Source organism: Spirosoma radiotolerans (assembly GCF_000974425.1).
Taxonomy (GTDB): Bacteria; Bacteroidota; Bacteroidia; order Cytophagales; family Spirosomataceae; genus Spirosoma; species Spirosoma radiotolerans.
The window spans coordinates 3,392,815-3,417,617 of the sequence record NZ_CP010429.1; the positions used below are offsets into that span (position 1 = coordinate 3,392,815).

Here is a 24,803-nt window from a genome sequence, read left to right on the forward strand (position 1 = left end):
TTCTTATGGAAAATCAGTAGAACGGAGCGAGTTCGATTATACCAATTCAGCTGAAATCCACGCCTTCACCATTTTGGCTAGACCATTCTGCCAGCGAGTCATTTTATACCATAACTGATTGTAGACTTTTGAGCACAAATCAGAAAAAAAGTATCCATTTTCAACGCTAGTCTATCATTACAAGTCCAAACACATACCATCAATCAACAAAAAAGCCCCAGATAGGGGCTTTTTTGTTAGTGTTGTAATCATGATCAAACCAATTCACATCAGTTCTCATCCGTGAAAGAAATCCTTCATCTTGTCGAAGAAACCTTTCTCATTTTTATTGGGCTTTGGCTGGAAATTCGGCGAGTTGCGTAGTTTCTCAAGAATACCGCGCTCTTCGGCCGATAGCATTTTGGGCGTCCAGACGTTGACATGAACCAGTTCATCGCCCCGTCCGTAGCCGTTCAATTCTTTGATACCTTTCCCTTTCAAACGAAGAATTTTGCCGCTTTGTGTACCGGGTTCAAGCGTGATGCGGGCTTTCCCATCAATGGTCGGCACTTCGACGTTGGTCCCGATGGCCGCGTCCACAAAGTTGACGTATAAATCGAATACAACGTTATTACCGTCGCGTTTGAGGTCAGCATCTTCCTCTTCTTCAATCACGATCAGTAAATCGCCGGCCACACCGCCCCGTGGGGGAACGTTGCCTTTGCCACCAACCGACAATTGGATGCCTTCGGCCACGCCAGCCGGAATCTTGATGGGGATAACGTCTTCCTGCAAGACACGTCCTTCACCAAAACAGGCGTCGCAACGGTCGGTAACAAGTTTACCTTCCCCATTACAGGTTGGGCACGTACTCGTTGAGACCATTTGACCGAGCATAGTGTTGACCACTTTGCGCGTCTGGCCCGTACCGCTACAGGTCGAACATGTCTGTACAGCCGTTCCGTTTTTGGACCCGTTGCCGCCACAGGTGTTACAGGTGACGTGACGTTTTACTTTTATCTTTTTCTCAACCCCGTTGGCAACTTCCTGCAAATTCAGCTTCAGTTTGATGCGCAGATCGGAGCCGCGACGAACGCGCTGCCGACCACCACCGCCACCACCCTGAGCGCCCCGGAAGAAACTGCCAAACGGCGAATCGTCGCCGAAGACATCGCCAAATTGGCTGAATATATCTTCCATCGATGGGCCGCCAGCGCCGTATCCACCTCCGGCTGCACCACCCATTCCAGCATGGCCAAACTGGTCATACCGGGCTTTTTTCTGAGGATCGTTCAAGACATCATAAGCTTCGGCCGCTTCCTTGAACTTCTCCTCGGCGGTTGGGTCGTCAGGATTCTTGTCTGGGTGATACTTGATCGCCATCTTACGATAGGCTTTCTTGAGGTCTTCTGTCGAGACGTTCTTATCAACGCCTAGTATTTCGTAATAATCGCGCTTCGTTGCCATATTTTTGAATGAGTGAATGAGTGAATGAGCGAATGAGTGCATAGCTGACGCAAGCCTTCATTCGCTCATTCACTCATTCACTCATTAGGTTAACTGCCTACAATCACTTTTGCAAACCGAATGACCTTGTCATTCAGGTAATATCCTTTTTCAATTTCTTCGATAACTTTTCCTTTCAGATCCTCGCTGGGAGCCGGGAATTGTGTCACAGACTCGTGCAGGTCAGCGTCGAAGGTTTCGCCTTTGGAAACCATGGGTTTCAGGCCTTTTCCGTCAAGCGTCTTGACCAACTTCGTATAGATTAACGAAACGCCTTCTTTCAAAGCCGCCACATCGTTTGTATTGTCGATGGATTGCATGGCCCGTTCGAAATCGTCAACAACCGGGATCAGCGCTTTCAATACGCCTTCATTGGCATTGTTAATCAACTCGAGTTTTTCCTTTGCTGTACGCCGACGGAAGTTCTCAAAATCAGCGTATAAACGGAGATATTTATCTTTCAGTTCGGCTACTTCGCCAGCACTTTTATTGGTGTCCGTTGGTGCGGCTTCAGCCACGACGCTTTCTGTTGACGTCGTTTCATCGGCTTCGGCTGGCTCTCCACCATTCACCGTTACAGCCTCTTCATTTGTCAGGTTGTCAGGTTGTTGCGTATCGCTGGATGCCTGATCATCCAAAATGTCTTTATTTTCCATTACTGAGCTTCTATTTCTCTTCCAGAAATTCATAAGCAAAGATGGGCAAAAGACCGGCCAAAACCGCATCTCCTGCCAACTTGGCACGATACATGACCTAGGATTTATGTAATTTGACTTACTTGCAGGATTTATCTGGTTAATAAATCTGTTTTGCTCGTACCGTTCCAGACGTTTTCACGATTATGGATTTGAATTCGCTGAGCGCGACAATTCTCTTTCGATGGAAAACGAAAGCAGCCTACTTATTTTGTCATGCACTCGCCAGCCAGCCATTATACGCAACTCATTAAAGCGAAAGCCGCAGCCTTAGGCTTTGACTTTTGCGGGGTGGCTAAAGCCGATTTTCTGGAAGATGAAGCGCCCCGGTTAGAAACCTGGTTGAAAAATGGGATGCATGGCCAGATGAATTATATGGCCAATCATTTCGACAAACGACTGGACCCTCGGTTGCTGGTCGATGATGCAAAATCAGTACTAACGGTACTACTTAATTATTATCCCGAGCAGAAACTTCCTGAAGGTGATGATGATTTGAAATTATCCAAATACGCCTACGGCACCGATTATCACTTTGTTATAAAAGACAAACTAAAAGATTTACTGACTTTTATACATGACGAAATTGGCGAGGTAGGCGGGCGTGCTTTCGTTGATTCGGCACCGGTAATGGATAAGGCCTGGGCCAAACGTGCCGGGCTTGGCTGGGTGGGCAAACATACGAATCTGATCAATAGAGAGATCGGTTCGTTTTTCTTTATCGGCGAACTGATTCTTGATCTGGAACTGGAGCCCGACGGTCCCATAACCGATTACTGCGGTACCTGTACGCGTTGCATCGACGCCTGCCCGACCGATGCCATTGTTGGTCCATATGTGGTCGATGGTAGTAAGTGCATTTCCTATTTTACCATTGAACTGAAAGAAGCCATTCCAACTGAAGTCCAGGGGAAATTTAACAACTGGATGTTTGGTTGTGATATTTGCCAGGACGTGTGCCCCTGGAACCGCTTTGCCCGCCCCCATAAAACACCCGCCTTCGACCCTCACCCCGACTTAGCCAAATTGACTAAAACCGATTGGGAAGAAATTACGGAAGATGTTTTCCGGGAAATATTCCGCCGGTCGGCCGTTAAGCGGACCAAACTGGAGGGTCTGAAACGAAACATTTCCTTTGTCGCCCCAACGGCTGACCCGTCTCGCAGCGAATAAAGCTGTTTCCGCCAAATCTGCCTGATACCTATTCTACCTGACTATTGTGGTTGCTCTACTGCATAGTACGCTTTGAGAGCCTCACCGACACGCCAAACCTCCTCAAAGGTATTGTACAAAGGAGTTGGCGCCAGACGAATACAGTCCGGTTCGCGCCAGTCGCCAATGATGCCCTGCTCTGTCAGGTAATTGAATAAGCCTTTGCCGTTTTTGCGAACCAGCAACGACAGCTGGCACCCCCGCTGATTCGGGTCATCGGGTGTCAGAATAATGACTTCCTTCAACTGGTTCAGTATATACTCCAGAAAACCCGTCAGTTGTTCACTTTTTTGCCGGAGCGCTGCCATACCGGCTTCAGCCGTGATGGCAATGGCCGCTCTGTGCAGCGATAAGGCCAGGATATTGGGCGTGCTGACCTGCCAGCCATCCGCACCGGGAGCGGGCAGAAAACCGGGCGTCATCTCGAATCGCTTGTCTTCCCGATAGCCCCACCAGCCGGCCAGTCGAGGTAAGTTCTGAGCGTGGTGTTTTTCATGCACAAACACGCCCGATACGGCACCAGGGCCACCATTGAGGTATTTGTACGAACACCAGGTAGCAAAATCAACGCCCCAATCGTGCAGTCGCAGGGGGACATTACCAATGGCGTGTGCCAGATCGAGCCCAATAGGAACGCAATGCGTTCGCGCTGTTTCGGCAATGGCAGCCATGTTGTAGACCTGACCCGTATAATAATTGAGGCCACTCATCCAGATCACCGCCAGCGAGTCGGCATATTCGGCAATAGCAGCCTGAATATCGGACGTGTGAATTAGACCATCATCGGGTCGTGGAGCGACTTCGATAATCGCATCAGATGGCTGGAAATTATGCAGTTTCACGTGGGTTTCGAGCGCGTACTGATCCGACGGAAAATCACCTTTAATCGTCAGGATCCTGTATTTCTTAGCGCCTAGCCCATCCATGCGGGGCCGATAAAAGGAGGCCAGTAACAGATGAAGATTCACGGTTAGGGCGTTCATGGGGCAAACTTCGCTGGGCTGTGCCCCAACAATCTGCGCCAGTAACTCTTTACAGGTTTCGTGATACCGTAGCCACGGTTGTTCGGCGGCTTCTGTTTTGTCAAACCAGCCTTCAACACCCAGATTCTGCCATGTATTAAGTTCCTGTTCCAGAGCCGCCCTGGCGGTTTTGGGTTGCAAGCCAAGCGAATTTCCGCACAGATAAATCAGATCCTGTCCATTGCGTTGGGGAATGTGAAAGCGGTCGCGATACGAACGAAGCAGGTCGGTCTGATCGAGTTGGCGGGCAAAATCAAGGGTATTTTTGTAGATCATGGATGGAGTGTGTAGGTTTTTCAAGTGCCAGATTCAAGCTATTTATGCTGCTTCAGCAACCATGCATAGAGCGCATTATCCTCATACAAGTATTGAATGCTGTGGCCTTCTTTTTCCAGTCGGGTAAAATTCACCCGCCCCTGACAGTCAGTTAACCGTTTCACCAATCGCTCTGTTTCCGAGATTGGAATTACCTCGTCGGCCGTTCCATGAAATGTCCAGATTGGCATGTGTTTGATCCGGCAAATTTGGGTCGAATCATCGCAGCCCCCACACAGCGGCATCACGGCTGCAAATTTATCCGGATAGTTTACGGCGGTTTGCCAGACACCATAGCCACCCATGCTGATACCGGTCAAATAGACACGCTTTGGATCAACCCGGTACGTCGTTGTTAGCTCAGTATACAGCGAATCGAACCAGTTATCGGTCGACCAGAATTTTCCATCCGGGCATTGAGGTGAGGCAATAATAAACGGAAATTCACGGCCTTTATCGACCAGGTACGGGAGTCCGTATATCTTCAGCTTACTCAAATCCTGCCCCCGCTGCGACCCGCCGTGCAGGTAAATGACTACAGGGTAACTGTCTTTGGTAGTGTTGTAGTCTTTCGGTAGATAGAGCAAATAAGGGTATTTCTGGTAGTTTTTGGGCGTATGCTGCGCCTGCGTTTTTGATGATACAATCAGGGTAAGCAGGGTAATGAGAGCAGTAACCAGATGTGTGCGCATGAGTAGCGAAATTGTCCCCAAAGATTGGCAAATGTCCTTTTAATCCAGCCGGTTTCAGTAAAAGTCTTTCAACCTGAAATCACGACCTCATTGGCAACCTTGACACCCGACAAAAATTACCGATTAACAAATAAGTTAACCAATTAAAAGATCTACTAAAACAGTAGAATATATTACAAGTTGTTCTACTAAATTAAACAACGTTTTATGAAAAATCTTTTAGTAACAAAAACACATTGCCGTCAGACTCTACAGTACGCATTTCTTGCCTTACTTGCTACGTTCTCATTAACTGCCTGTCAGGACCACCGGTTGCCACAGCCCGGTCAGAGTATTCAGTCCAACAGCCCTAAACCCGACTGGGGACCAACCATCACCCCCCAAATGTTGGCCGTTATTGAGGAGCTAGGCCGCCTGGCTCCCACTCCACTCAACCAGCTTTCTCCACAGGATGCCCGAAAACAGCCATCGTTCAAAGACGCCGTCAATTCATTGCTTGACAAGAATAATATTCCTCGCCCAAAAGCCAACGTCACCATCAGCGAACGGATGATTACAGGGGCTGACAACGCTCAGATACGAGTCAAAGTTTACACCCCCAACAACGGGTCGGCCCCAATGCCGGTTATTGTGTATTACCACGGCGGAGGCTGGGTGATCGGCAGTCCGGAAGTGTATGAATACTCAACGCTGGCGCTGGCCGAAGAAACTGGCGCAATCGTTATGTCCGTCGATTATCGGCTGGCTCCTGAGTTCAAATTTCCAACGGCGCACGAAGACGCATATCGCGCCTATGAGTGGGCAAAAAATAATGCAGCTACCATTAATGGAAATCCCGCGAAAGTAGCCGTTGCCGGCGAGAGCGCTGGTGGTAACATGGCCATCACTGTCGCGATGATGGCCCGTGATCGCGGTTTGGCTCTTCCGATCCATATCTTGTCGGTGTTTCCGGTAGCGAACAACGATCTCTTCACGGAATCGTACAACCGCTACGCCAACGCCAAACCATTGAACCGCCCTTTGATTCAGTACTTTACGGACAACTATTTCCGCACGCCAGCTGATGGCGATAGTCCGCTGATTTCGCTGGTCGATGTCGCTAACCTCAGCGGTTTGCCACCGACAACCATTATTGCAGCTGAAATTGACCCGCTGCAAACCGAAGGCATGTTACTGCGCGACAAGCTCCAATCGGTGGGTGTATCGGTCACGTATCAACTGTATACTGGCGTAACGCACGAGTTTTTTGGTATGTACGCCATTGTTCCCGAAGCCCAACAGGCACAGACCCTGGCGGCTACCCAGCTAATCAACGCATTCAAGTAAAGCTGATTTCCCTACAAACAAACAGCCCCATGTCTTATGAGACGTGGGGCTGTTTGTTTGGGTCAGCACGTTTATTGATGAGCCATACCGCTGTCTTTTTTGCAGCAGCTTGGCAGTTTGTTATACCCAGCTTCGTCAGCCGCTACTTCTTCCGCGTCGTAGCCTGTTTTGCTGATGTTCGCTTTCAGTTTGGATACGTCCGTTTTGGCCGGATTGTATTTGATCGTGACGACTTTAGACTTCACGTCGAGATCAGCTTCTTTGACACCTTTTTCGTAAGACAGATTCCGTTCAATACGGGATTTACACATACCACAAATGGCCGATGTCTTAATTTTAACTTCTTTTTCCTTATCGTCGCGGGTTGGTGCGCTGGCGAACAGGTTACCCAAAAGCAGTAAGGATGTCAGGGCGGTTAGAAACAGGTTACGCAACATAGTTGTATGTGGTTTATGGTGAATGAATAACGACAATTTATGACAAATGGTGCCCGGTCTGGAGTGGTCTTGCTTAACAAATCAGATGCTTGCTTAGTGATTCATTCCCTTCATTTGACGATGCCCCGAATGGTTCATGCTTTTCATGGTCATCAGGCTGGGCGTCAGGCGCAGGTAGATTTCTCCCGAAATGGGCATGTTTCCATAAAGAGATTGTAAAAAACGATCGGGCATGCTGGCCGTTACCTGGGCTCCCAGCACCAGGTCCGTATTGTGCTGCTGAATGATTCGGTAGTTCATACCCAATGTCAGGTTATTGATTAGGAACGATTGCTCGCGGGTGATCTGCCCAATTTCACCTGATGGCGGCTGGTAAATCCCTAACTCTTCCGCTGATTTTCTAACATTTTCATAGCGACCATAAAAAGCAACTTTATCCATTTGCAGGCTGCTTTCAGCCAGATACGAACTCTCACCAGCGCCATCGTGACTATTGCGTCCCCAAACAACCGCCGACGTTACGTAGCTACCAGGTCCCAGTCCTTTACTGTGCAAAATGGATGCCGTTGTTCGGGTGATGTTTTCTTCGGGATGTGCTTCTTCAGGACTGTGCAGAAATCCCTGCGAGAATTGAAAAGCAAACGAAGGCGATGGATTGATCGATAACCGATAAGAATAACTGTCAAATTTGGGGACGTCGAAGTTATAGCGGTTCTCGTCGGGTTCACGTCCTTTAAAGGTTGATGCCTCCAGTTTAGCCCATTTGTACCGGAAACCCGCCGTAGCAACCCCAAACAAGATATGGGTAGCATCCTGCCAGTGGTGACTCAGGGGCGCGTCGGGGTTGTTGAACGAGGAAATGCGGTGCATAAAGGCAGGCGGCCCAAGAGCAGGTTCGCCTGGATAACCGACGTACCCGTATAGATCAACATCTTTGCTAAGAGCATGACTATAACTCACCGAAAGCTCCGATACAAGATCGTGCGGGTGTTGTCGGTCTATCAGCGGCTGACCTTTGTAGGTTTCGCCCGTTTGAAACAGCAACGGGTACCCACCGTTGCTAACCGTCAGCGGATCGAGCGACAGCATGGCGCGCACCTGAAACAAGCCCCGCTGCCCAACTTTACGCTGTGCCATACCCATAAACCAATTCGGTGCACCCAATTGCTGCCCACGACCACGACCGTCAGGATTGTTGCCATTCTGACTTGTATATCGCAGGTAGATGGCATAGTGCAACATGTAACTCCAGCCTTTGGGTGTTGGCTGGCTCATGTAGGCATACATGGGTGTATTGTCAGGATGCCACGATGTGCCGGACCCATTCCGATTCATCGGCAAGTTTCGCGACAACGAATGCGTCATGCCCATCGTCGTGTCCATTGTCAGGCCCTGATTCAGGGTTTTCATGTCACCCATTGACCCGGTCATGTCCATGTCTTTGTGCTGGCTCATATTCATACCGCCATGCCCGGAATGATCCATGGATTTGGTGGTATCAGCGTTTATTTTACCGGGCGTTTTTGCTTTCGCTGGCGTATTGGGAGTGGGCACTTTCATGCCGTCATGGTGCTGATGTTGCGCATGAGCGGCACCAGCCAGCGCTATGAACCAAAAAATGAGAAGTGTCCTAGTCATAACGTCGTTTGGGGTCTGCCCCTACCTGAACGAAGGAATACGGGCTATGCCCTTGATCGAAGGCGTGTTTTAACATTGATTAGTAGCCGTTTGCGTACTACTAATCAATGTTTTTATACTACACGGGAAGTCATTTTACGCATTTGCCGACATGGACCGGCACTCTTCAGCACATTTGCGGCAGGCTTCGGCACAGGCTTTACAGTGGGCGAAGTGATCCGCATGTTTTTCGCATTCTTCGGCACAGGCTTCGCATACTTCGGCGCATAAAGCCATGAAATCGCGGGAAAATTCAGACCCACGAGCATCTAACCGCCCACAGAGTGTGCAAATATCCGCGCAATCGCGGCAGAGCTTTATGCAGGTCGTCATGTCGTGCCCTTTGCCATCTTTGTCGCCCATTTCCAGGCAGGCAGTGGCGCATCGTTCGCAGGCTTCCGCGCAGCTAAAACAAGTGTCCGTGTGGCTGTGGTTGTGTTGCATGGTTTCCATAATCGTTGTCATTTTATCGACCACCGTTGGTCTGACAAAATAACTACGCTTTCCCGATAGGGTTTTTACATAATTGTGGTCTGGTTTCATAAAACCAGCCTACTGACCACCTGACCTTAGGCTAGGAGTCCTGTCAGAGTTACTGTTTATGTAAATCGTTACGCTGGGCACCGCTTACCCGATCCCGCAATACGGTAAGTAATCAAGAAAAACTTTTGGCAAAGCTGCGCTCTACAGCTGTTTGATTATTGCGATTGCTTACACCTGCACAAATAACACGTCGAGACTTTTCTCCAGATCGGCAATGGAGACAAAGACGTCTTCCTCGATATGATGCTTTGTCTGCCCCATTTTAATGACATGGCTGTAGGCTGAGTAGCGCATGTCCATAACCTGAGCGAGGTACGCAAAGTGATCGACAATCATGTTGGCCGGAAATAATTCAAACAGGTGCGTTCCCGGTTCGCACCAGATGATATTCGTGAATGAAGCCCCATGTGGGCCCATGATAAACGAGGCATTTTTATAAATCGCTACCTGCTCCGCCACAGACCGGGGTTTGTCTTCAATAATGATGAAGTCGTATTTCTCCAGAAGTTTAATCAAAGCGGCTTCATTCACCACTTTACGGCGAGTGGACCGGCTTACATAAATGCGGTGTTGATTTGTTCGTTTGATCATCAGCTTGGCCTCGACCAGCTCTTTCAAGGCAAAAATATCGGCAGGGTCCGGGTAAAACCAGTGCCCGCTATTGGCCAGAATACACCGGTCAAACCGAATATCATGCACGACGCTATCGAAGATATGATCCGGCTTAACCCCGATTAAATCCAGATATTCCTGCTCGTAGGTCGTCTTAAAAAGCGGATATGACAGGGCAGCCAGATCAAAAACCGGCTCCGGCAATGCGGCTTTTATTCGGCTCAGTTTTGCCGCCACCAGAATCACGAAGTCATAATAGCCTCCAAAGAAGACAACATCCAGGTAATGGCTGAAGGGGGCAATAACCGTTTCATACCTTAAACCAATTCGCTTGCCGAAGCCTCGCCAATTCCTCGCTAAATGGTAACTCTCAAAATCCAGACATAATAGCTTGCCATCAGTCAGGATGCCCCCGTAGGGTAGTTGAACGGCTTTTTTTGTCCCTGGTTCGTAACTCCAGACAAATGACTGGTGCGTGACGGCCCGGACGGGCGGAAAAATAAGTTTTGTCAACTCGCCCTGATTTTGTACGCCGGGTATAAAAACCTCTCTCACCGGGCTATTCGCCACTTGATAGTTCTCCAGAAAAGCTTCTGTTTCCTTTTTCGTTAATGGGTCAACTTTACATGCTTTCAGGACCAACCGAAGTAAGGCTCTGGGGAAAGCTTTAAGTGATGCAAAAAGAGAATAGATCATACGATTGGTTAGGTTACGCTACTTTAGACTGATTTCTTTTATTATCAGACACATACGCTATCACATGTTAGACTAATTCTGCCAAAATAGGTATCCAGCTTAGGGTACAGGGTGGCTATTCCGTGGGCTGTTAGGATCGGAACCTCGACCGAACGGTCCTCAGAGAATGCAAGTGAATGACTAAACCTCCTTATATAGCGTCTAGATTGCGTCGGCTGGCATGGACAGACTTTCTGAATTGCCCCGGCGTTTGGCCGGTTACCTGTCGAAATTGATTGGAGAGGTGCTGAACGCTGCTGTAGCTCAATCGCCAGGCTATTTCGCTTAGGGTGAGTTCGGCGTATTGCAACCACTCCTTCACCTTTTCGATTTTGAGTGCAATAATGTACTTCTCCAACGTCTGACCCTCACTGGACGAAAACAGGCCGCTCAAATACGAGTATTCATAGCCTAGTTTCCGTTCCAGAAACGTCGAATAATTTTCGGTCGGCAGCCGCTCAGCTTTCAGGTGCTGGACCTCATTGATGAGCAGCACTTTGATGTGTTCTACGAGCGACTGTTTTTTGTCGTCAACCAAATCAAATCCATTTTCCTGCAACCTGTGACGGATGGCCTCGATCGTCTGGGCAGAAGGTGGGGTTTCGAGGTCAACTTCGCCCAGTTCGACCCGCTTAACAACGAAACCCATTTGTTCGAGTTCATCCCGGACGACACGCTTGCAGCGATCGCACACCATATTTCGGACGGTTAGTGTCATTAGTTTACTGGTTTAAAGCGAAATCCAATGTATACCATACGCCCCGTTACAGGTCCCCAGGCTCGGCCTGCCGCATCGAAATCAGGCCCGTAGGGATCATTAGCCGCGAAGATGGGATTCAGTTGCCGGAAGCCCGTCAGGTTTTCTCCGCCCAGGTAAATTTCCCAACCTGTCCTAAAGCCCCGGCTAAGCTGTGCATTCAGGTTAGCAAATCCCGGCGAGTAGTCGGTTGGGGAATTCTGGTTGCTGGCATGCACATAGCCTTCACGCAGGTAATGAATCCGGCGGGGGCCGTTCCATTGTAGCGTTGCGTCAAATTTCCATTTATCGTAGGGCAATGCATAGCCTACGTTCAGCAAAAAGCGCTCACGGGGCACCATCATTTTGGGGAGCAGCACCGTATCACCCGCTGGCATGGCCGTGCTCTGTTGGGTGTCGAAAAGCCGGTAGGCCACTTTCACATCGAACCGCCGGGCAGGCTGTATGTTCAGCTCAGCCTGGAAACTATTGGCAAAGGAACGCCCGTGATGCGTCGCGTCGCGCAGGTTATAAAAATACAGGAGAGACGAATTTTCGACATTGACCACCAACTGGTTCTGAAAATCAGTGCGGTAGTAGTCCAGCACCAGCGATGCTTTTTTACCCAGTATCGTCAAGTCTTTTGTTAAACTAAGGCCATAATTCCATGAAACTTCGGGCTTCAGTGGCGTCAGGTTCCAGTTCACGTAAGGGCCGGCGTTTCTGTTTTGGTACATAAATACGGCCCGTGAGCTAACTAAAAACCCCATGTTTTCGCTGATCGGGTTGGGCACCCGGAAGCCACGCCCAGCCGAAGCTCTGAGCGTCAGACTTTGGCTCAGGTTGTACTTCACATGCGCGCGGGGCGTCCATTGCGCCCCAAACAGGTTATGGTAATCAAACCGTCCGCCGAGTACCACCGTCATTTTTTCGGGATAGGTGTACGTATATTCAGCAAAAACCCCCGGCACCGATTCGGTACGACTGGTGGCTAAAGAGGCCAGATCTTCTTTGTAATCATCCAGCAAATAGCTTAGTCCCGCTTTGTACGTGTGGTTCGTGTTGCCAATGATGTTCTGATAGATCAGGTTTGCGTAGATCGTTCGCTGTTGACCATTGTAGGGTCTAAAGCCAATGATGGCCGTTTGATCATGATGAACACCGTTTAAGATCAGTCCCAGGCCTTTATATGGTTTATCAGGATAAAGAATGGCCGTTTTTGAGAAAAACTCCAGTCGCCGGGTTGTATTGCCGAACTGATACCGGGCGATACCCACTGGCGAACGAAACGTTGACAGTTGTCCCCCGTCGCGGTCTTCATAAAGCGCCTTCACGCCAAACTGCGCCATAAATCGCTCGCTGCTGTACTTATACCGATTGATGGCGTTGAGCTGGGTGTACAAAGGCAAATCACGAAACCCATCGTTGTTCTGATCAATTTCTTTCTGAAGGGTACTGGCATGACCCAGAACGCCCACACTCCACTTTTTAGTAAGCGTGTGCGACCAGTTTACATTGCCTTCGATTCGCCCGAAACTGTTTGCGTAGCCGTTTAAAAACAGTTTATTCGTGTCATCCGGCTTCTGCAGTTCAATGTTCATTTGGCCGCTCATGGATTCGTAGCCGTTCACGACAGACCCCGCGCCTTTGCCCACATCGATGCTGGTGATCCAGGTACCGGGAATGTAGTTTAATCCGAAGGTAGTGGCCAGTCCGCGCACGGTCGGAATATTCTCGATATTCGTCTGAACGTATTGGCCACCCAGTCCCAGAAACTGAATTTGTTTCGCCCCAGTAACGGCATCACTATACGACACACTCACGGAAGCATTGGTTTCGAAGCTCTCTGACAGATTACAACAGGCCGCTTTGGCGAGGGTTCGCTGGGTGATCAGTTCGGTTTGAATCGGGTTGATCCGGTCAACCTGCCCCGGCGCTCCCGATACTGTTACCTCCTGTAAAGTGCGTTCTGAACGCAGCGTCACCATTAGCTCGGTCGATGGATCGGTAACCGTTAGGGTATCTGCCTGATAGCCAACATAGCTAATGATCAACCGGTTTTCGGTTGGATGCTTTGGTAATTGAAAAAGCCCGTTCGCATCTGTATTGGTACCCAGGGTCGTGCCAGCCCAGATGACCGTCGCGCCAACCAGAGGTACGCGTTTACTGTTGACGGTTTCACCGACGCTTCCCCGAACCAGTGTTTTTTTTTCGACAAGCGTGGTATCTGATTGTGCCTGCGCGGGGGTCTTTATGGCGAATAAGCCAACCCCTAGCCCACTGATAAGCAGGACAATCCGTAAAGAAAGAAAGTACATGAGTTTGCTGATTAATGAATACGTAGAACAAGCCCGTGTTTAAAACACCGGCCAGAACAACTTAATCAGCGTATCAAAGGAGGAGGCTCTGAACGAGCGTCAGAATATCGCGCCCGGAAAGCGAAGGGGGCGACGAAAAGAGCGAAACAGTAGCTGATTTCCCAGCAAAGACGACCTCGATAATCCAGGCCATAACGGCCACAAAGCCGGTTATTACCGCTTCGGTAACAGTCTTGACAAACTTGGCAACGAACTGGCTCAACGACGACGAGATGTCGACGTTTTCATAGTGCTGATCGTCCTGACAGCAGTCGGCTTTTTTGACAACCGTTTGCTGCTCGGGCAGTGGCTGTTTGCTGGTCGCACAACCGGATGATGATTTTACCTCGCTAAAGGCAACAACCATCGTTTTTTTCTTGCCACGCATCTGACACGAATGCTCCACCAAACCAAAGCCGGTACTGCTTAGCAGCACAACGCAGGCCATGAGTAGGTTGAAGAATTGGAACAGGTTACGTTTCATGATGGGGCAAATATCAGCATGGAACGAATTCAACGCAAGTCTTGACTCCTGAAAGTCAGGAATTTCGTAAAAAAAGAATGCCATTCTGTAAAAGGATGGCATTCGATTCAACAGTTAGATAGTTTCCGGCTCGGGGCTAAGCACCTCGCTAAGCGGGCGAAGGTTTCGCTGCTCCTCTTCATTATACGGAAATATTTCCAGAATCTTAGTTGTATTGACATCCGTGATCTCGAATGGATCAAGGGCGCTTTTCAGGCTTATTTCGACTTGCTCATAGGCCTGCTTGGGCGTTTCAGCATTGACGAGCATTACACTGGGCGTTTTCTTTTGTTTGCCCGTTTTTTCATCGTCGGTGATAAACATGGCCTTCACTTTAAACCAGGTTTCACCCCCCTCTTCGATGTGAAACACGTCGGCCAGTTTCATACGCGAAATGTTTGTAATCTCGAAGTCGGGTGTATTGGCAGCAATCTCCTGATAAAGACGAGCCTCCGCATCGGTATAGCTAACGGCATCCACCAGATAGGCTTCCGTTACGGTTTTCTGCTTGATAAACTCTTCATTCCGGGTGCCGACATTCGAGTCGTCAATGGGCTGCTGATAGCGTATTTTCCCGAGAAACCAGTTGGGCATTTTGAAAGGTTTTGATACGTAAATAGAACAAAAATCTGTTGGCAAAGGTGCGGAATAATGGTGAAAGAGCGAAAGATTGAAAGAGCGAATTCACCGGCTGGTTTCGCTCTTTCAATCCTTCGCTCTTTCGCTATTTTTACTCGCCCGGTTGGCTTGTTTGATGGTCTGCTCAATCATATCCCATTGTTCGGTCGTGACTTTATCGAGGTGACTGAACTCACCCGCCATCAGCACTTCGCCCCCATCGATGGTGATACTTTCGCCAGTAATGTATCCTGAATAATCTGACAACAGGAAAGCCGCCAGGTTCGCCAGTTCGCCATGCTCGCCAACCCGGTGGAGTGGAATGCGGCTCGTGGGGTCCATCATGCTGGCCAAGGGTTCGGGAAAGAGCCGATCCCAGGCACCTTTGGTCGGAAACGGGCCCGGCGCAATGGCGTTGAGCCGGATGCCATATTTGCCCCATTCGGCGGCCAGCGATTTGGTCATAATCAGGGCACCGCCTTTGGCAACAGCCGAGGGCACCACATAGCCCGAGCCCGTTGTGGCGTAGGTGGTGGAAATGTTCAATACAGTCCCCGGAATTTTATTGGCGATCCAGTATTTACCCACGGCCAGCGTAAAGTAATAAGTGCCGCGCAAAACGATGTCGACAATGGTATCGAACGCCTTATAAGACAGCCGCTCGGTAGGGCTGATGAAGTTCCCGGCAGAATTATTGAGTAAGCCATTCAGCTGGCCAAATCGCTCAATCGTTTTCTGGATAACATGCTCGATTTCGTCTGTTTTACGAACGTCGCAGGCAAGGGCCAGTACAGTCCCCGATCCATTGTTCTGTTTCACCTCCTCCATCAACTCGTTGGCGGTTTCATCCAGTACTGCCTGACGGCGACTACAGATTGTGACGTTGGCCCCCAGTTGCAGTAAATAGCGGGTCACCGATTTACCCAGGCCCGTGCCGCCCCCGGTCACGATGATCGTTTTCCCTTTTAGCGCATCATCGCGCAGCATTCCAGTTGTCATAATTAATTTTGAATGAGTGAATGCTTAAATGAGTGAATAAAATACCCGACTTCTCCGGCTGAAATAAACGAGTAATTGTTTTGTACGCTATTCATTCAATCACTCATTCGTTCATTCACTCATTGCTTTAATAACCTCGGTTTATCTTTTTGTTGAATTCGGCTTTGCGTTTCTCAATGGTGGCCTGCATGGCTTCGCCAAAATCCACCGATTGCATCTGGCTGGAGTTCCAGACGGCAACGTACTGCAAACCGTCTTCGATGGATTTATTGACACTGTAGTTAAGCACTTCTTTGGCGCCTTGTACGGCCGGAGCGGGATTATCCGCAATTTGGCGGGCCAGCGTATTGGCAGCTTCAAATAGCGCATCGGGCGTCTCGTAGACATGATTGACCAGACCAACGCGCTCGGCAAACGTAGCATCGTAGTCGCCCCCAGTAAAGGCCATCTCGCGGGTAAATCCCTGACCGATCAGATGGGGCAGAAACTGCAATCCACCAATATCGGGCGTAATGGCCAGCTTGGCTTCCCGAAGGCTGAATTTGGCGTCGCGGGAACACAGACGAATGTCGGCCGCTGCAATCATGTTTACCCCTCCCCCAATGCACCAGCCATGAACAGCCGCAATGACCGGTTTGGCAGACTCGTGCATTTTCACGAAGCCGGATTGCATAAACCGAATCTGAGCCATGAGCTTCCGACGCTCATTGGCCATTGGGCTTCCGGAAGCCATCCCGGCGATACGCGGCATCATCCGGGCGATATCAAGGCCATAGCTAAAATGATCCCCACTACCCCGAAACACAATGCACCGAACATCGGGCATCTGATTTATTTCATCCATTGCGTTGGGTAGCTCCTCCCAAAATTCAGGTCCCATTGCATTTCCTTTGCCGGGACCAAGCAGCGAAACGGTCATCACGCCATCCGCTAACCCAAATGATAACGATTGATATGGTTGATTCATAAGCTATAGTATGCTTGCATACGAATTTCTAAAAGTAGTACACTGACGGCTATTACTGGCACTCGGTAAAAAATATTTCGTAGCGCGGACCGCATGGGCGGCCCCGATCCTGTCCGCATAGCCACAGGCTAGCTTGCCGAAAAGAAACAGGAATAGTCCTCAACAGTATATCGTGACCAAGCGGATAGGATTAGAGCCGCCCGTGCGATCCGTGCTACGAAATATCAACTTTCTTTCTGTTCCTGCTGTTTCGATGTCGAGTCTGTAATCCGTTAGTCCTTAATGACCACTTTATGCATTTCGATACCCTTGCTCTTCGCGCTACCCATCAGCCAGATCCAACCACCGGAGCCGTTGTTTCTCCAATTCACTTGTCAACCACTTTTGCCCGCAATGAGGCCAACGAGTTGCCCGCAAATTACATATACGCCCGCCCTAATAACCCGACCCGCGAGTCACTCGAAAAGGCAATCGCTGCCCTCGAAGGGGGAGCCGTTGGGATGGCGTTTGGCTCAGGACAGGCGGCAGCCATGACACTTTTTCAGGCGCTTCGGCCGGGCGACCACGTATTGCTTTCTGCGGATGCATACTATGGCACTCCGGCTCTTCTCGAACAGGTTTTTCATCCCTGGGGGCTGACCTACACACGGGTGAACATGAATGATTTAGACGCCGTCGAGTCGTCGCTTCACGAGAATACGCGCATCGTGTGGTGCGAAACGCCGTCAAATCCGATGCTGTCTATAACAGACTTATTGACTGTAAGCCGATTAGCGCATGAAGCGGGGGCCATTTGTGTGTGCGATAACACCTGGGCAACCCCTGTCCTTCAGCGCCCGATCGACTTCAACGTCGATGTGGTCATGCACTCAACGACCAAATATTTTAGTGGCCACTCTGATGTACTGGGGGGCGCGCTGGTATTCAAACAGGATAATGAGTTTACGCAGCGTGTTCGGCTGTTGCAGGGGCTATCCGGGGCGGTTCCCTCGCCGTTCGATTGCTGGCTGGTAAGCCGGGGCATTAAAACGCTGGGGGTCCGAGTGCGGGCACAAAGCCTGACCGCTCAAGCCATTGCCGAGTTCCTGGATGGGCATCCGTCCGTTGAGAGAGTGCATTATCCGGGCTTGGCCAATCACCCCGACCGGGCTCTGATTCAGCAACAAATGAATGGACCGGGCGCTATGTTATCCGTTCAGGTAAACGGGGATGCCACCGACGCGTTGCAGTTCATTAGCCGGCTGAAATTAATTACGCGGGCAACCAGCCTCGGCGGTGTAGAGAGCCTGATCGAGCATCGAGCCAGTGTGGAGGGAATAAACTCAACGACACCCAAGAATCTGCTTCGCTTATCCGTCGGGCTGGAACATGCCGATGACTTGATCGCCGATCTGGCGCAGGCACTGAGATAAAGAATCATATCCGCGCGGCAGCAACCAAGCGTTGGCTTTTGCCTGGTCGTCAATGCTTTTTCGGCGTTATATGCGGGACTGTCTTCGGATACAGGCCTGGCGGTTCGATTGGCCCGTTCGGATACCGACGCGCCCCAGGCATGGTATAGGTCGTGGACGAATCCGGCACTGAAATGGGCATGTTGTCCAACGTAGCCCGCACGATGTTGGGGCCGTCCTTGGGGGTACGGTAAAAGGAATTGTTCGGCCTCGCAGTGGGCATTCGGCTGGATTCGTTTAAATCAGGCGAAAACCGTTGCCGTTCCTCCGGAATGGAATCCTTCCGAATGGATTTAACAGGACCTTGCGCATACGCATAAGCCGAGATCAATAGTAAGTAGAGTAACTTGCTCATCGGCTTAGTCTGGGTTAAGTTTACAGGATGATGCAAAGACCCATTCTATTCCATAATCGTTGCATTACCTACCCGCTTTATCGGTGGAAACTAAAGCAGTAACCCCGTGGTTTGTAAGGCATATTCTCTGAATTGACCCCATGAAAATTACACTAGTTTCTACCTCATCGCGCAAAAACAGCAATTCTCTGCGCTTCGTTACCTACGTCCGGAATCTTCTGACGGCCGGGGGGCAGCACGAGGTAACCATTGTTACATTTGAGCAGTATGATATTCCATTTGTCGGGCAGGGATCGGTCAAACCCGATCAGTTGACCCCTTTTCAGCAGGAGTTAACGAGTGCCTGGGAGGCTGCTGACGTGGTTCTGTTTGCGATGCCTGAGTATAACTGGACAGCTCCACCACAGGCAACCAACGCGATTCATCAATTGGGTGGCCCCTCGTTCAAGCACCTGTTCGAAAACAAAGTCTTCGCAATGGTGGGCATTTCGAATGGACGCGGTGGCCGCCAGCCAGCCCTGGATATGACAACGGTGATGAACAAGATTATCAGCTTCACCAATAGTTATTCAATTGTTTCGCCGAAGTTGTATGAGTCGCACGAGACAGACAAAAACCTGGACGAAAACGGCCAGTTCAATGGCCACGAAGTATACGAACGGACGGTAAACGCATTTTTGACTTACACACTGAATGTGGCCAATCGGTGGTTAGCGCCAACGCTGGTGGAAAAATAATAGGGACTTTGTTGCCCGTAATGAAAAAGCACGAAGAGCGTTCAACTCTTCGTGCTTTTTCATTGGCCTGAACTCCGTGATTAATCTTGCTTACCATGAAACAACGAATTTCACAGATTAGCCTTGTCGTTGCTGATTATGATGAGGCCATTGCCTTTTATACGCAAAAACTTAGCTTCACGCTGGTTGAAGACACTGTCCTGAGCGAAACGAAACGCTGGGTTCGAATAGCTCCGCCTGGCTCTACAGACTTTTGCCTGTTGCTGGCCCAGGCCGCAAACGAGGAGCAAAAAAGGCGGGTAGGTAACCAGACGGGTGGGCGGGTCTTCCTTTTCTTGTATACAGATGATTTCTGGCGGGACTACAACACCATGATTGCCAACAACGTAACGTTTGTACGTCAACCTTCAGTAGAAGAATACGGCACAGTAGCTGTATTTGAGGATTTATATGGCAACTTGTGGGACATGATTGAGCCCAAATAGCGTAGCGCACTGACACTGCCTCAATCGTTCTAAGAGTGGGCAGTGTCAATGGTTAGTACCTTACACAAGCTTACCCTCTTTGGCGTATAAGCCAACCAACGTGTCAACGGCATAATCGATCTCATCGGGAGTATTGTATTTACCGAATGAGAACCGAACATAGCCCCGGTCAGCATCGAGGCCCGGTAAGGCGGCCAACACGTGGGAGCCAATACTTGAACCACTTGAACAGGCCGACCCTCCCGACGCAGAAATACGGGCAATGTCTAAACTGAACAGCAGCATATCACTGATATCTGAGGCAGGCAGACTGACATTCAGCACGGTATACAAGCTATTGTCAACGTCAGCCGAATCGCCGTTGAACTGCACCTCCGGCATTTGCGCACGTAGTTGCTCAATCATCCGATTTTTCAGCGACGTGATGTGCTGCCGATGTTCGTCCATATCGCGGTAAGCTATTTCAAGAGCTTTGGCCAGCCCGACAATGCCGTATACATTTTCGGTGCCACCCCGCATGTTGCGTTCCTGCGCCCCACCATAGACAAACGGATTAATTTTCACCCGGTCGGCATTGACGTACAGGAAACCGACGCCTTTGGGTCCGTGAAATTTATGACCGGCACCCACAATGAAATCGACAGGCAACTGTTGCAAGTTATGCCGAAAATGGCCCATCGTCTGTACCGTATCGGAATGGAAAATGGCATCATACGAGCGACACAACGCCCCTACCCGATTCAGATCCAGCATATTACCGATCTCGTTGTTGCCATGCATGAGCGAGACCAGTGAGCGGGTTGATCCGGCTCCAGCCTGTTGATTTTTCCGTAGAAGTTCTTCCAGATGAGCCAAATCAATATGCCCTTTCTGGTCTATGTTCACCATGCTTAGCTGGATAACGCCCTGTTTGGCCAGGTGTTCGAGTGTATGCAGCACGGCATGGTGCTCTAGTGGCGAGGTAATCGCATGAGTAAGACCATAGGTTTCAACACTGCTCCGAATGGCCGTATTGTCGGCTTCGGTTCCACCCGACGTAAAGAAAATTTCGGCAGGCGACGTGTTCAATAACGTAGCCACCGTTTTTCGCGCTTTTTCAAGGGCCGTTCGCACCGCCCGCCCATGACTATGGATGGACGAAGGGTTGCCAAACTGCTCCGTCATGAGCGGCAGCATAGCGTCCAGAACTTCGGGGTCGAGCCGGGTAGTAGCGGCATTATCGAGGTAAATGGCAGCGGTCGGTTTCATCATCAATCGGTTGTATCCGTTCACAAAGGTACGGCGAATGCACTTACCATTGAAACAGTAAGTAAACGCGCGTCGTTCTCGTTCTACACGATTACCTTTGCTTAATGGATTTTTCTCAGGCTCCCGGCCTTATTTACGCCGAACTCTCTCTCTGGATACGCAACGCCATCCGATTTGTGCCAGAATTGGCCGTGGCGATCATTGTCTTCGTTCTGTTTACCTTCCTGTCGCGTTGGTTAAGCCAGGGAATGGTACGGGGGCTACGCCGAGTTAGCGACAATCAATCGCTCGTTAACCTGACGGGAGCACTAATCAGGGTGATGGTCGTTGCGGTCGGGCTATTTGTCGCGCTCGGCGTATTAGGGCTCGACAAAACGGTAACTTCCCTGCTGGCGGGTGCGGGCGTTATTGCGCTGGCGGTTGGGTTTGCGTTTCAGGATTTAACCGCCAATTTTATTTCGGGAACGATGATTGCCCTGGCCCGTCCGATCCAGGTGGGTGATACAGTCGAAACCAACGGCTACACCGGCAAAGTTCTTGACATTAAACTTCGCTCCGTTGTAATGGACAATGGACAGGGCCAAACCGTTGAGATTCCATCGAAAGATGTTTTTCAGAAACCAATCACCAATTTTTCGCGGATTGGTATTCGCCGGATCGAACTGGCAGCCGGTGTTTCGTACATCGACGATCTGGCAAAAGCCCAGCAGGTTGCCAAGATGGCCGTCGTCAGGCTTCCGTTTGTCTTAAAAGATCATCCCGTTGAATTGCATTATCGAAACTTCGCCGATGCCAACGTACAGTTTGTTCTGTGGTTCTGGATCAACCCATCCACGACCAACGCGCAAGCAGCTTTGAGCGAGGCCATTATCGCCGTCAAACGAGCCTTCGATGAGCACCAGATCCTGATTGTCTTCGCCGGTCAAACGTTTGATCTGAAACAGAAATTGGCGAATACCCAGCCGGGAAGCTAAGCAATCCTACGTGACTACGCTAAAAAAAGGGATAACCACATCGTCGGTCCAATGTGGTTATCCTTTCTTTGCTAGGGTAAACGTTATTTCAGCATAAAATCAGTACTTTTAGCGCTACGAAACGTCTTCTCATTACATATTATCCCTCAAGACTGAAGCGCCTTATCACCAATAAGTAGGGCGTTGCTTACTGCCGTATGCCGGTTGATGAGCGATCAGTCTTCCGCTTGCCTCAGGCAAGCCTTTTCCTTCATTTCCTAAAAGTCAATTTATGAAATTTCACGATTTCATCACGGGCATACTATGCTTACTGGTAGCCCTGACCCTATCGTGCTCCAAACCGCTATCCAAACGGACGGCCAACCAATTGCATACCATGCAGAAAGAAACACTCCATAAATCACTGATACGCGATTTCTACCGGCGGGCCGTGGCCCAGGGCGATACTGCCTTTGCCGAACAGCTTATTTCCGATACTTATATTCAGCATAGTTCAGCCCTGAAACCTGGCAAAGCGGGAGTTCTAGAGGCTCTGAACCTGATGAAGCAGATGCCTAAACCAACCGCAACAGCCACACCATTTATGCGGCTCATTGCCGAAGATGATTACGTGGTTACGAACCTGCGTTTTGACTGGGGAGGTAGACAGAAGGTCGTCGTCGATCTATTTCGGTTCGAGAATAACCAGGTGGCCGAACACTGGGACGCGGTGCAGGAACAACCCGAAACAACGGCTAACGGTAATGCCATGATGGATGGAGACTTACCATCGGAAGATACGGCCCTCACAGCGACCAATAAAAAAATTGCGGTCGAGTTTTATCAACGGATTTTCATTGACAGGCAAGTACAGGATCTACCTGAGTTTGTTGCCGATGATCTTATCCAGCATAACCCCGAAATTGCCAATGGGCTTGAGGGATTGCACGCTTACCTGCGCCAGCCTTCCGACACCAAGTCTACCCTGACGATTCACAGAACAATTAGCGAGGGCAACTTTGTGGTTATTCAGGCAGAAGGTAAACGCGCGGCTAATCCCATCATGGTTTATGAAATTTTCCGCCTTGACCAGAGAAAAGTAGTCGAACAGTGGACGGTGGAAAGTAGGCTATAGTTTAGCCAACAAAAAAGTCGTCAGTATCTATTGGATAGATCACTGACGACTTTTTTGTTGGCTACCTTACGACTTTGTCATTTCACTTTATAGAATTTGGCCCCGAACAGGAAGATAACCGTGTAACAGATAATGGGCAGGTAATAAGCCGATGCCACATCGTGTTCGGCCGCCATACCCATCAAAAAGGGAAAAACGGCCCCGCCCACGACGCCCATTGAAATAAAGGAGGATGCCTGCTGCGTATGCGAACCAAGGTTCTTTAACCCCAGACTAAAGATGGTTGGGAACATGATGCTGAAAAAGAAATTGAGCATCAACAGCGCGATAAACGAAGGCCAGCCAAAACTTTGGGCGATGATGAGACACATCACAATGTTACAGGCGGCAAAAATAGCCAGCAACGAATGGGGCGCGATAATCCGCATCAGGAACGTACCCGCAAAACGTCCGGCCAGCATGAGTCCCATAAAGAGAATCATGTAATTGCCCGCTGTAGCGTCGGAAAAGCCCATTTTCTCGTGGCCATAATTAATGAAGAAGGCCCAGGTTCCGCCCTGTGCGGCCACATTGAAAAACTGAGCGATAACGGCCCAGATGAAATGCTTGTGTTCGAAAAGAGTTTTTCCGGGCGCCGTGTCCACATTGGCGGCATCTGGATCGGCCACAACAGCGTGCGGGTCCGTCAGTGCAGGCACTTTGACAAAGGAAAACAGAATGGCAATGCTCGCAATAACGCTACCGATCACAATGTATAAGGTCTTAACCGACGTCAGGTCAGTGCTTCCGGCGGTATTGTTCCGGAGCAGAAAATAAGAGCCGATAGCGGGTCCGATGATGGCCCCCAAGGCGTTGAAGGCCTGAGCAAAGTTAATGCGCTGGTCGCTGGTACGCTGGTCGCCAAGGGAGGCAACAAAGGGGTGCGCAACGGTTTCAAGGGTTGAGATTCCACAGCCCAGGATAAAGAGAGCAATGCCAAAATACGTAAAGGATGCAGCCGCAGCGGCCGGAACAAACAAAAACGAGCCCAGTGCAAACAGGGAAAGCCCTAATAATACCCCATTTTTATACCCAAACCGCTTCATAAACAAACCGGCAGGAATACCCATCACAAAGTAGGCGCCAAAAATAGCAAATTGGACGAAGGCCGATTGTGTCTTGGTAAGGCTTAGAACGTGTTGAAAGTGCTTGTTTAATACATCGCCCATGGTAATGGCAATGCCCCAGAACATGAAAAGCGACGTAACAAAGACAAGAGTAATGAGGTACTTAGTTTCGGTAAAAGCGGCTTTCGATGGGCCGGGGACAGTTGTTGCCTGCATGGTTTAGGTTTATTATAGGATGCCTACGTGCTATTTTAATCGGACGCTGATCGATGATGTATACTTGTCCACGTTGGCAAAGTAATTTTTGGGTCTAAATTACCGCTTTCAGGTTAATTCCTGTATACCATGACGACAAACACAGCCCAGACAAATTTATCAGTTT

General features: G+C 49.7%; 24 protein-coding genes. 7 read left to right on the top strand and 17 right to left on the bottom strand.

The genetic code is table 11. The features are described from left to right. Positions 1–276: 276 nt before the first annotated feature. Complete coding sequence (dnaJ, locus tag SD10_RS13770) at positions 277–1,446, bottom strand: molecular chaperone DnaJ (protein ID WP_046574355.1); 1,170 nt, start codon at positions 1,444–1,446, stop codon at positions 277–279. 89 nt (positions 1,447–1,535) lie between these two features. After that, complete coding sequence (locus SD10_RS13775; RefSeq protein ID WP_046574357.1) at positions 1,536–2,141, bottom strand: nucleotide exchange factor GrpE; 606 nt, start codon at positions 2,139–2,141, stop codon at positions 1,536–1,538. Between the two features lie 255 nt (positions 2,142–2,396). Here SD10_RS13775 and queG point away from each other — a divergent pair, with 255 nt between their 5' ends. Continuing rightward, complete coding sequence (queG, locus tag SD10_RS13780) at positions 2,397–3,353, top strand: tRNA epoxyqueuosine(34) reductase QueG (RefSeq protein ID WP_046574359.1); 957 nt, start codon at positions 2,397–2,399, stop codon at positions 3,351–3,353. A gap of 41 nt (positions 3,354–3,394) precedes the next feature. Here queG and kynU read toward each other — a convergent pair whose 3' ends face one another. Together kynU and SD10_RS13790 are read right to left on the bottom strand one after the other, a co-directional pair. Further along, complete coding sequence (gene kynU / locus SD10_RS13785; protein WP_046574360.1) at positions 3,395–4,690, bottom strand: kynureninase; 1,296 nt, start codon at positions 4,688–4,690, stop codon at positions 3,395–3,397. A 38-nt stretch (positions 4,691–4,728) separates the two neighbouring features. Beyond that, complete coding sequence (locus SD10_RS13790) at positions 4,729–5,421, bottom strand: carboxylesterase family protein (RefSeq protein ID WP_046574362.1); 693 nt, start codon at positions 5,419–5,421, stop codon at positions 4,729–4,731. Positions 5,422–5,628: 207 nt separating this feature from the next. Here SD10_RS13790 and SD10_RS13795 point away from each other — a divergent pair, with 207 nt between their 5' ends. Then, entirely contained in the window at positions 5,629–6,747 is a 1,119-nt protein-coding gene (locus SD10_RS13795; protein ID WP_046574364.1) for an alpha/beta hydrolase, read from the top strand. A gap of 71 nt (positions 6,748–6,818) precedes the next feature. On the opposite strand, the gene SD10_RS13800 is transcribed toward SD10_RS13795, so the two are convergent. From SD10_RS13800 to SD10_RS13840, 10 genes are all read right to left on the bottom strand, one after another. Further along, entirely contained in the window at positions 6,819–7,184 is a 366-nt protein-coding gene (locus SD10_RS13800; RefSeq protein WP_046574367.1) for a heavy-metal-associated domain-containing protein, read from the bottom strand. Positions 7,185–7,277: 93 nt separating this feature from the next. Then, on the bottom strand, positions 7,278–8,822 hold the full coding sequence (locus SD10_RS13805; protein ID WP_046574369.1) for a hypothetical protein: 1,545 nt from the start codon (positions 8,820–8,822) through the stop codon (positions 7,278–7,280). Positions 8,823–8,957: 135 nt separating this feature from the next. Continuing rightward, complete coding sequence (locus tag SD10_RS29135) at positions 8,958–9,404, bottom strand: four-helix bundle copper-binding protein (protein WP_394330467.1); 447 nt, start codon at positions 9,402–9,404, stop codon at positions 8,958–8,960. A 168-nt stretch (positions 9,405–9,572) separates the two neighbouring features. Continuing rightward, positions 9,573–10,712, bottom strand: coding sequence for a glycosyltransferase family 61 protein (locus SD10_RS13810; RefSeq protein ID WP_046574371.1), 1,140 nt, complete (start codon positions 10,710–10,712; stop codon positions 9,573–9,575). A 190-nt stretch (positions 10,713–10,902) separates the two neighbouring features. Further along, positions 10,903–11,469, bottom strand: a complete 567-nt coding sequence (locus tag SD10_RS13815) for an AraC family transcriptional regulator (protein WP_046574372.1) — start codon at positions 11,467–11,469, stop codon at positions 10,903–10,905. Further along, positions 11,469–13,805, bottom strand: coding sequence for a TonB-dependent receptor (locus SD10_RS13820; protein WP_046574374.1), 2,337 nt, complete (start codon positions 13,803–13,805; stop codon positions 11,469–11,471). Before SD10_RS13820 ends, SD10_RS13815 begins: the two co-directional genes overlap by 1 nt. Before the next feature lie 73 nt (positions 13,806–13,878). After that, entirely contained in the window at positions 13,879–14,328 is a 450-nt protein-coding gene (locus SD10_RS13825; RefSeq protein ID WP_046579510.1) for an HYC_CC_PP family protein, read from the bottom strand. Between the two features lie 114 nt (positions 14,329–14,442). Further along, entirely contained in the window at positions 14,443–14,961 is a 519-nt protein-coding gene (locus SD10_RS13830; protein WP_046574376.1) for a DUF4494 domain-containing protein, read from the bottom strand. Positions 14,962–15,072: 111 nt separating this feature from the next. Then, positions 15,073–15,984 carry an SDR family oxidoreductase gene (locus SD10_RS13835; protein WP_227699215.1) on the bottom strand — a complete coding sequence of 304 codons (912 nt, stop codon included), beginning with the start codon at positions 15,982–15,984 and terminating at the stop codon, positions 15,073–15,075. Between the two features lie 127 nt (positions 15,985–16,111). After that, a complete protein-coding gene (locus SD10_RS13840) occupies positions 16,112–16,951 on the bottom strand; it encodes a crotonase/enoyl-CoA hydratase family protein (protein ID WP_046574379.1) in 840 nt (279 codons plus the stop codon). Positions 16,952–17,244: 293 nt separating this feature from the next. On the opposite strand from SD10_RS13840, the gene SD10_RS13845 reads away from it, so the two are divergent. After that, the gene (locus tag SD10_RS13845) at positions 17,245–18,363 is read left to right on the top strand and encodes a trans-sulfuration enzyme family protein (protein ID WP_046574380.1); all 1,119 of its coding nucleotides are present in this window, start codon (positions 17,245–17,247) and stop codon (positions 18,361–18,363) included. Positions 18,364–18,412: 49 nt separating this feature from the next. Here SD10_RS13845 and SD10_RS13850 read toward each other — a convergent pair whose 3' ends face one another. Beyond that, a complete protein-coding gene (locus tag SD10_RS13850; protein ID WP_046574382.1) occupies positions 18,413–18,757 on the bottom strand; it encodes a hypothetical protein in 345 nt (114 codons plus the stop codon). A gap of 140 nt (positions 18,758–18,897) precedes the next feature. Between SD10_RS13850 and SD10_RS13855 the strand changes: the two genes are divergently transcribed. Further along, positions 18,898–19,494, top strand: a complete 597-nt coding sequence (locus tag SD10_RS13855) for an NAD(P)H-dependent oxidoreductase (RefSeq protein WP_046574384.1) — start codon at positions 18,898–18,900, stop codon at positions 19,492–19,494. Between the two features lie 95 nt (positions 19,495–19,589). Next, positions 19,590–19,979 (top strand): VOC family protein, encoded by a 390-nt coding sequence (locus tag SD10_RS13860; RefSeq protein WP_046574385.1) that lies wholly within the window; start codon positions 19,590–19,592, stop codon positions 19,977–19,979. 60 nt (positions 19,980–20,039) lie between these two features. Here the strand turns inward: SD10_RS13860 and SD10_RS13865 are convergent, their stop codons facing one another. Then, positions 20,040–21,227 carry a cysteine desulfurase family protein gene (locus tag SD10_RS13865; protein ID WP_046574386.1) on the bottom strand — a complete coding sequence of 396 codons (1,188 nt, stop codon included), beginning with the start codon at positions 21,225–21,227 and terminating at the stop codon, positions 20,040–20,042. 104 nt (positions 21,228–21,331) lie between these two features. Here SD10_RS13865 and SD10_RS13870 point away from each other — a divergent pair, with 104 nt between their 5' ends. Next, complete coding sequence (locus tag SD10_RS13870; protein WP_046574387.1) at positions 21,332–22,201, top strand: mechanosensitive ion channel family protein; 870 nt, start codon at positions 21,332–21,334, stop codon at positions 22,199–22,201. A gap of 271 nt (positions 22,202–22,472) precedes the next feature. Continuing rightward, on the top strand, positions 22,473–23,315 hold the full coding sequence (locus tag SD10_RS13875) for a nuclear transport factor 2 family protein (RefSeq protein ID WP_227699216.1): 843 nt from the start codon (positions 22,473–22,475) through the stop codon (positions 23,313–23,315). 77 nt (positions 23,316–23,392) lie between these two features. Here SD10_RS13875 and fucP read toward each other — a convergent pair whose 3' ends face one another. After that, positions 23,393–24,637, bottom strand: coding sequence for an L-fucose:H+ symporter permease (gene fucP, locus SD10_RS13880; protein ID WP_046574389.1), 1,245 nt, complete (start codon positions 24,635–24,637; stop codon positions 23,393–23,395). Positions 24,638–24,803 lie beyond the last annotated feature (166 nt).

What these genes read in the sequence shown, in the direction of transcription:
- SD10_RS13825 (WP_046579510.1), bottom strand. Translation starts at nt 14,328, where the DNA reads ATGAAACGTAACCTGTTCCAATTCTTCAACCTACTCATGGCCTGCGTT.
- SD10_RS13855 (WP_046574384.1), top strand. Translation starts at nt 18,898, where the DNA reads ATGAAAATTACACTAGTTTCTACCTCATCGCGCAAAAACAGCAATTCT.
- SD10_RS13815 (WP_046574372.1), bottom strand. Translation starts at nt 11,469, where the DNA reads ATGACACTAACCGTCCGAAATATGGTGTGCGATCGCTGCAAGCGTGTC.
- SD10_RS13830 (WP_046574376.1), bottom strand. Translation starts at nt 14,961, where the DNA reads ATGCCCAACTGGTTTCTCGGGAAAATACGCTATCAGCAGCCCATTGAC.
- SD10_RS13800 (WP_046574367.1), bottom strand. Translation starts at nt 7,184, where the DNA reads ATGTTGCGTAACCTGTTTCTAACCGCCCTGACATCCTTACTGCTTTTG.
- SD10_RS13775 (WP_046574357.1), bottom strand. Translation starts at nt 2,141, where the DNA reads ATGGAAAATAAAGACATTTTGGATGATCAGGCATCCAGCGATACGCAA.
- dnaJ (WP_046574355.1), bottom strand. Translation starts at nt 1,446, where the DNA reads ATGGCAACGAAGCGCGATTATTACGAAATACTAGGCGTTGATAAGAAC.
- SD10_RS13840 (WP_046574379.1), bottom strand. Translation starts at nt 16,951, where the DNA reads ATGAATCAACCATATCAATCGTTATCATTTGGGTTAGCGGATGGCGTG.
- SD10_RS13820 (WP_046574374.1), bottom strand. Translation starts at nt 13,805, where the DNA reads ATGTACTTTCTTTCTTTACGGATTGTCCTGCTTATCAGTGGGCTAGGG.
- queG (WP_046574359.1), top strand. Translation starts at nt 2,397, where the DNA reads ATGCACTCGCCAGCCAGCCATTATACGCAACTCATTAAAGCGAAAGCC.
- SD10_RS13790 (WP_046574362.1), bottom strand. Translation starts at nt 5,421, where the DNA reads ATGCGCACACATCTGGTTACTGCTCTCATTACCCTGCTTACCCTGATT.
- SD10_RS13810 (WP_046574371.1), bottom strand. Translation starts at nt 10,712, where the DNA reads ATGATCTATTCTCTTTTTGCATCACTTAAAGCTTTCCCCAGAGCCTTA.
- SD10_RS13850 (WP_046574382.1), bottom strand. Translation starts at nt 18,757, where the DNA reads ATGAGCAAGTTACTCTACTTACTATTGATCTCGGCTTATGCGTATGCG.
- SD10_RS29135 (WP_394330467.1), bottom strand. Translation starts at nt 9,404, where the DNA reads ATGAAACCAGACCACAATTATGTAAAAACCCTATCGGGAAAGCGTAGT.
- SD10_RS13865 (WP_046574386.1), bottom strand. Translation starts at nt 21,227, where the DNA reads ATGAAACCGACCGCTGCCATTTACCTCGATAATGCCGCTACTACCCGG.
- kynU (WP_046574360.1), bottom strand. Translation starts at nt 4,690, where the DNA reads ATGATCTACAAAAATACCCTTGATTTTGCCCGCCAACTCGATCAGACC.
- SD10_RS13870 (WP_046574387.1), top strand. Translation starts at nt 21,332, where the DNA reads ATGGATTTTTCTCAGGCTCCCGGCCTTATTTACGCCGAACTCTCTCTC.
- SD10_RS13835 (WP_227699215.1), bottom strand. Translation starts at nt 15,984, where the DNA reads ATGACAACTGGAATGCTGCGCGATGATGCGCTAAAAGGGAAAACGATC.
- fucP (WP_046574389.1), bottom strand. Translation starts at nt 24,637, where the DNA reads ATGCAGGCAACAACTGTCCCCGGCCCATCGAAAGCCGCTTTTACCGAA.
- SD10_RS13795 (WP_046574364.1), top strand. Translation starts at nt 5,629, where the DNA reads ATGAAAAATCTTTTAGTAACAAAAACACATTGCCGTCAGACTCTACAG.
- SD10_RS13860 (WP_046574385.1), top strand. Translation starts at nt 19,590, where the DNA reads ATGAAACAACGAATTTCACAGATTAGCCTTGTCGTTGCTGATTATGAT.
- SD10_RS13845 (WP_046574380.1), top strand. Translation starts at nt 17,245, where the DNA reads ATGCATTTCGATACCCTTGCTCTTCGCGCTACCCATCAGCCAGATCCA.
- SD10_RS13805 (WP_046574369.1), bottom strand. Translation starts at nt 8,822, where the DNA reads ATGACTAGGACACTTCTCATTTTTTGGTTCATAGCGCTGGCTGGTGCC.
- SD10_RS13875 (WP_227699216.1), top strand. Translation starts at nt 22,473, where the DNA reads ATGAAATTTCACGATTTCATCACGGGCATACTATGCTTACTGGTAGCC.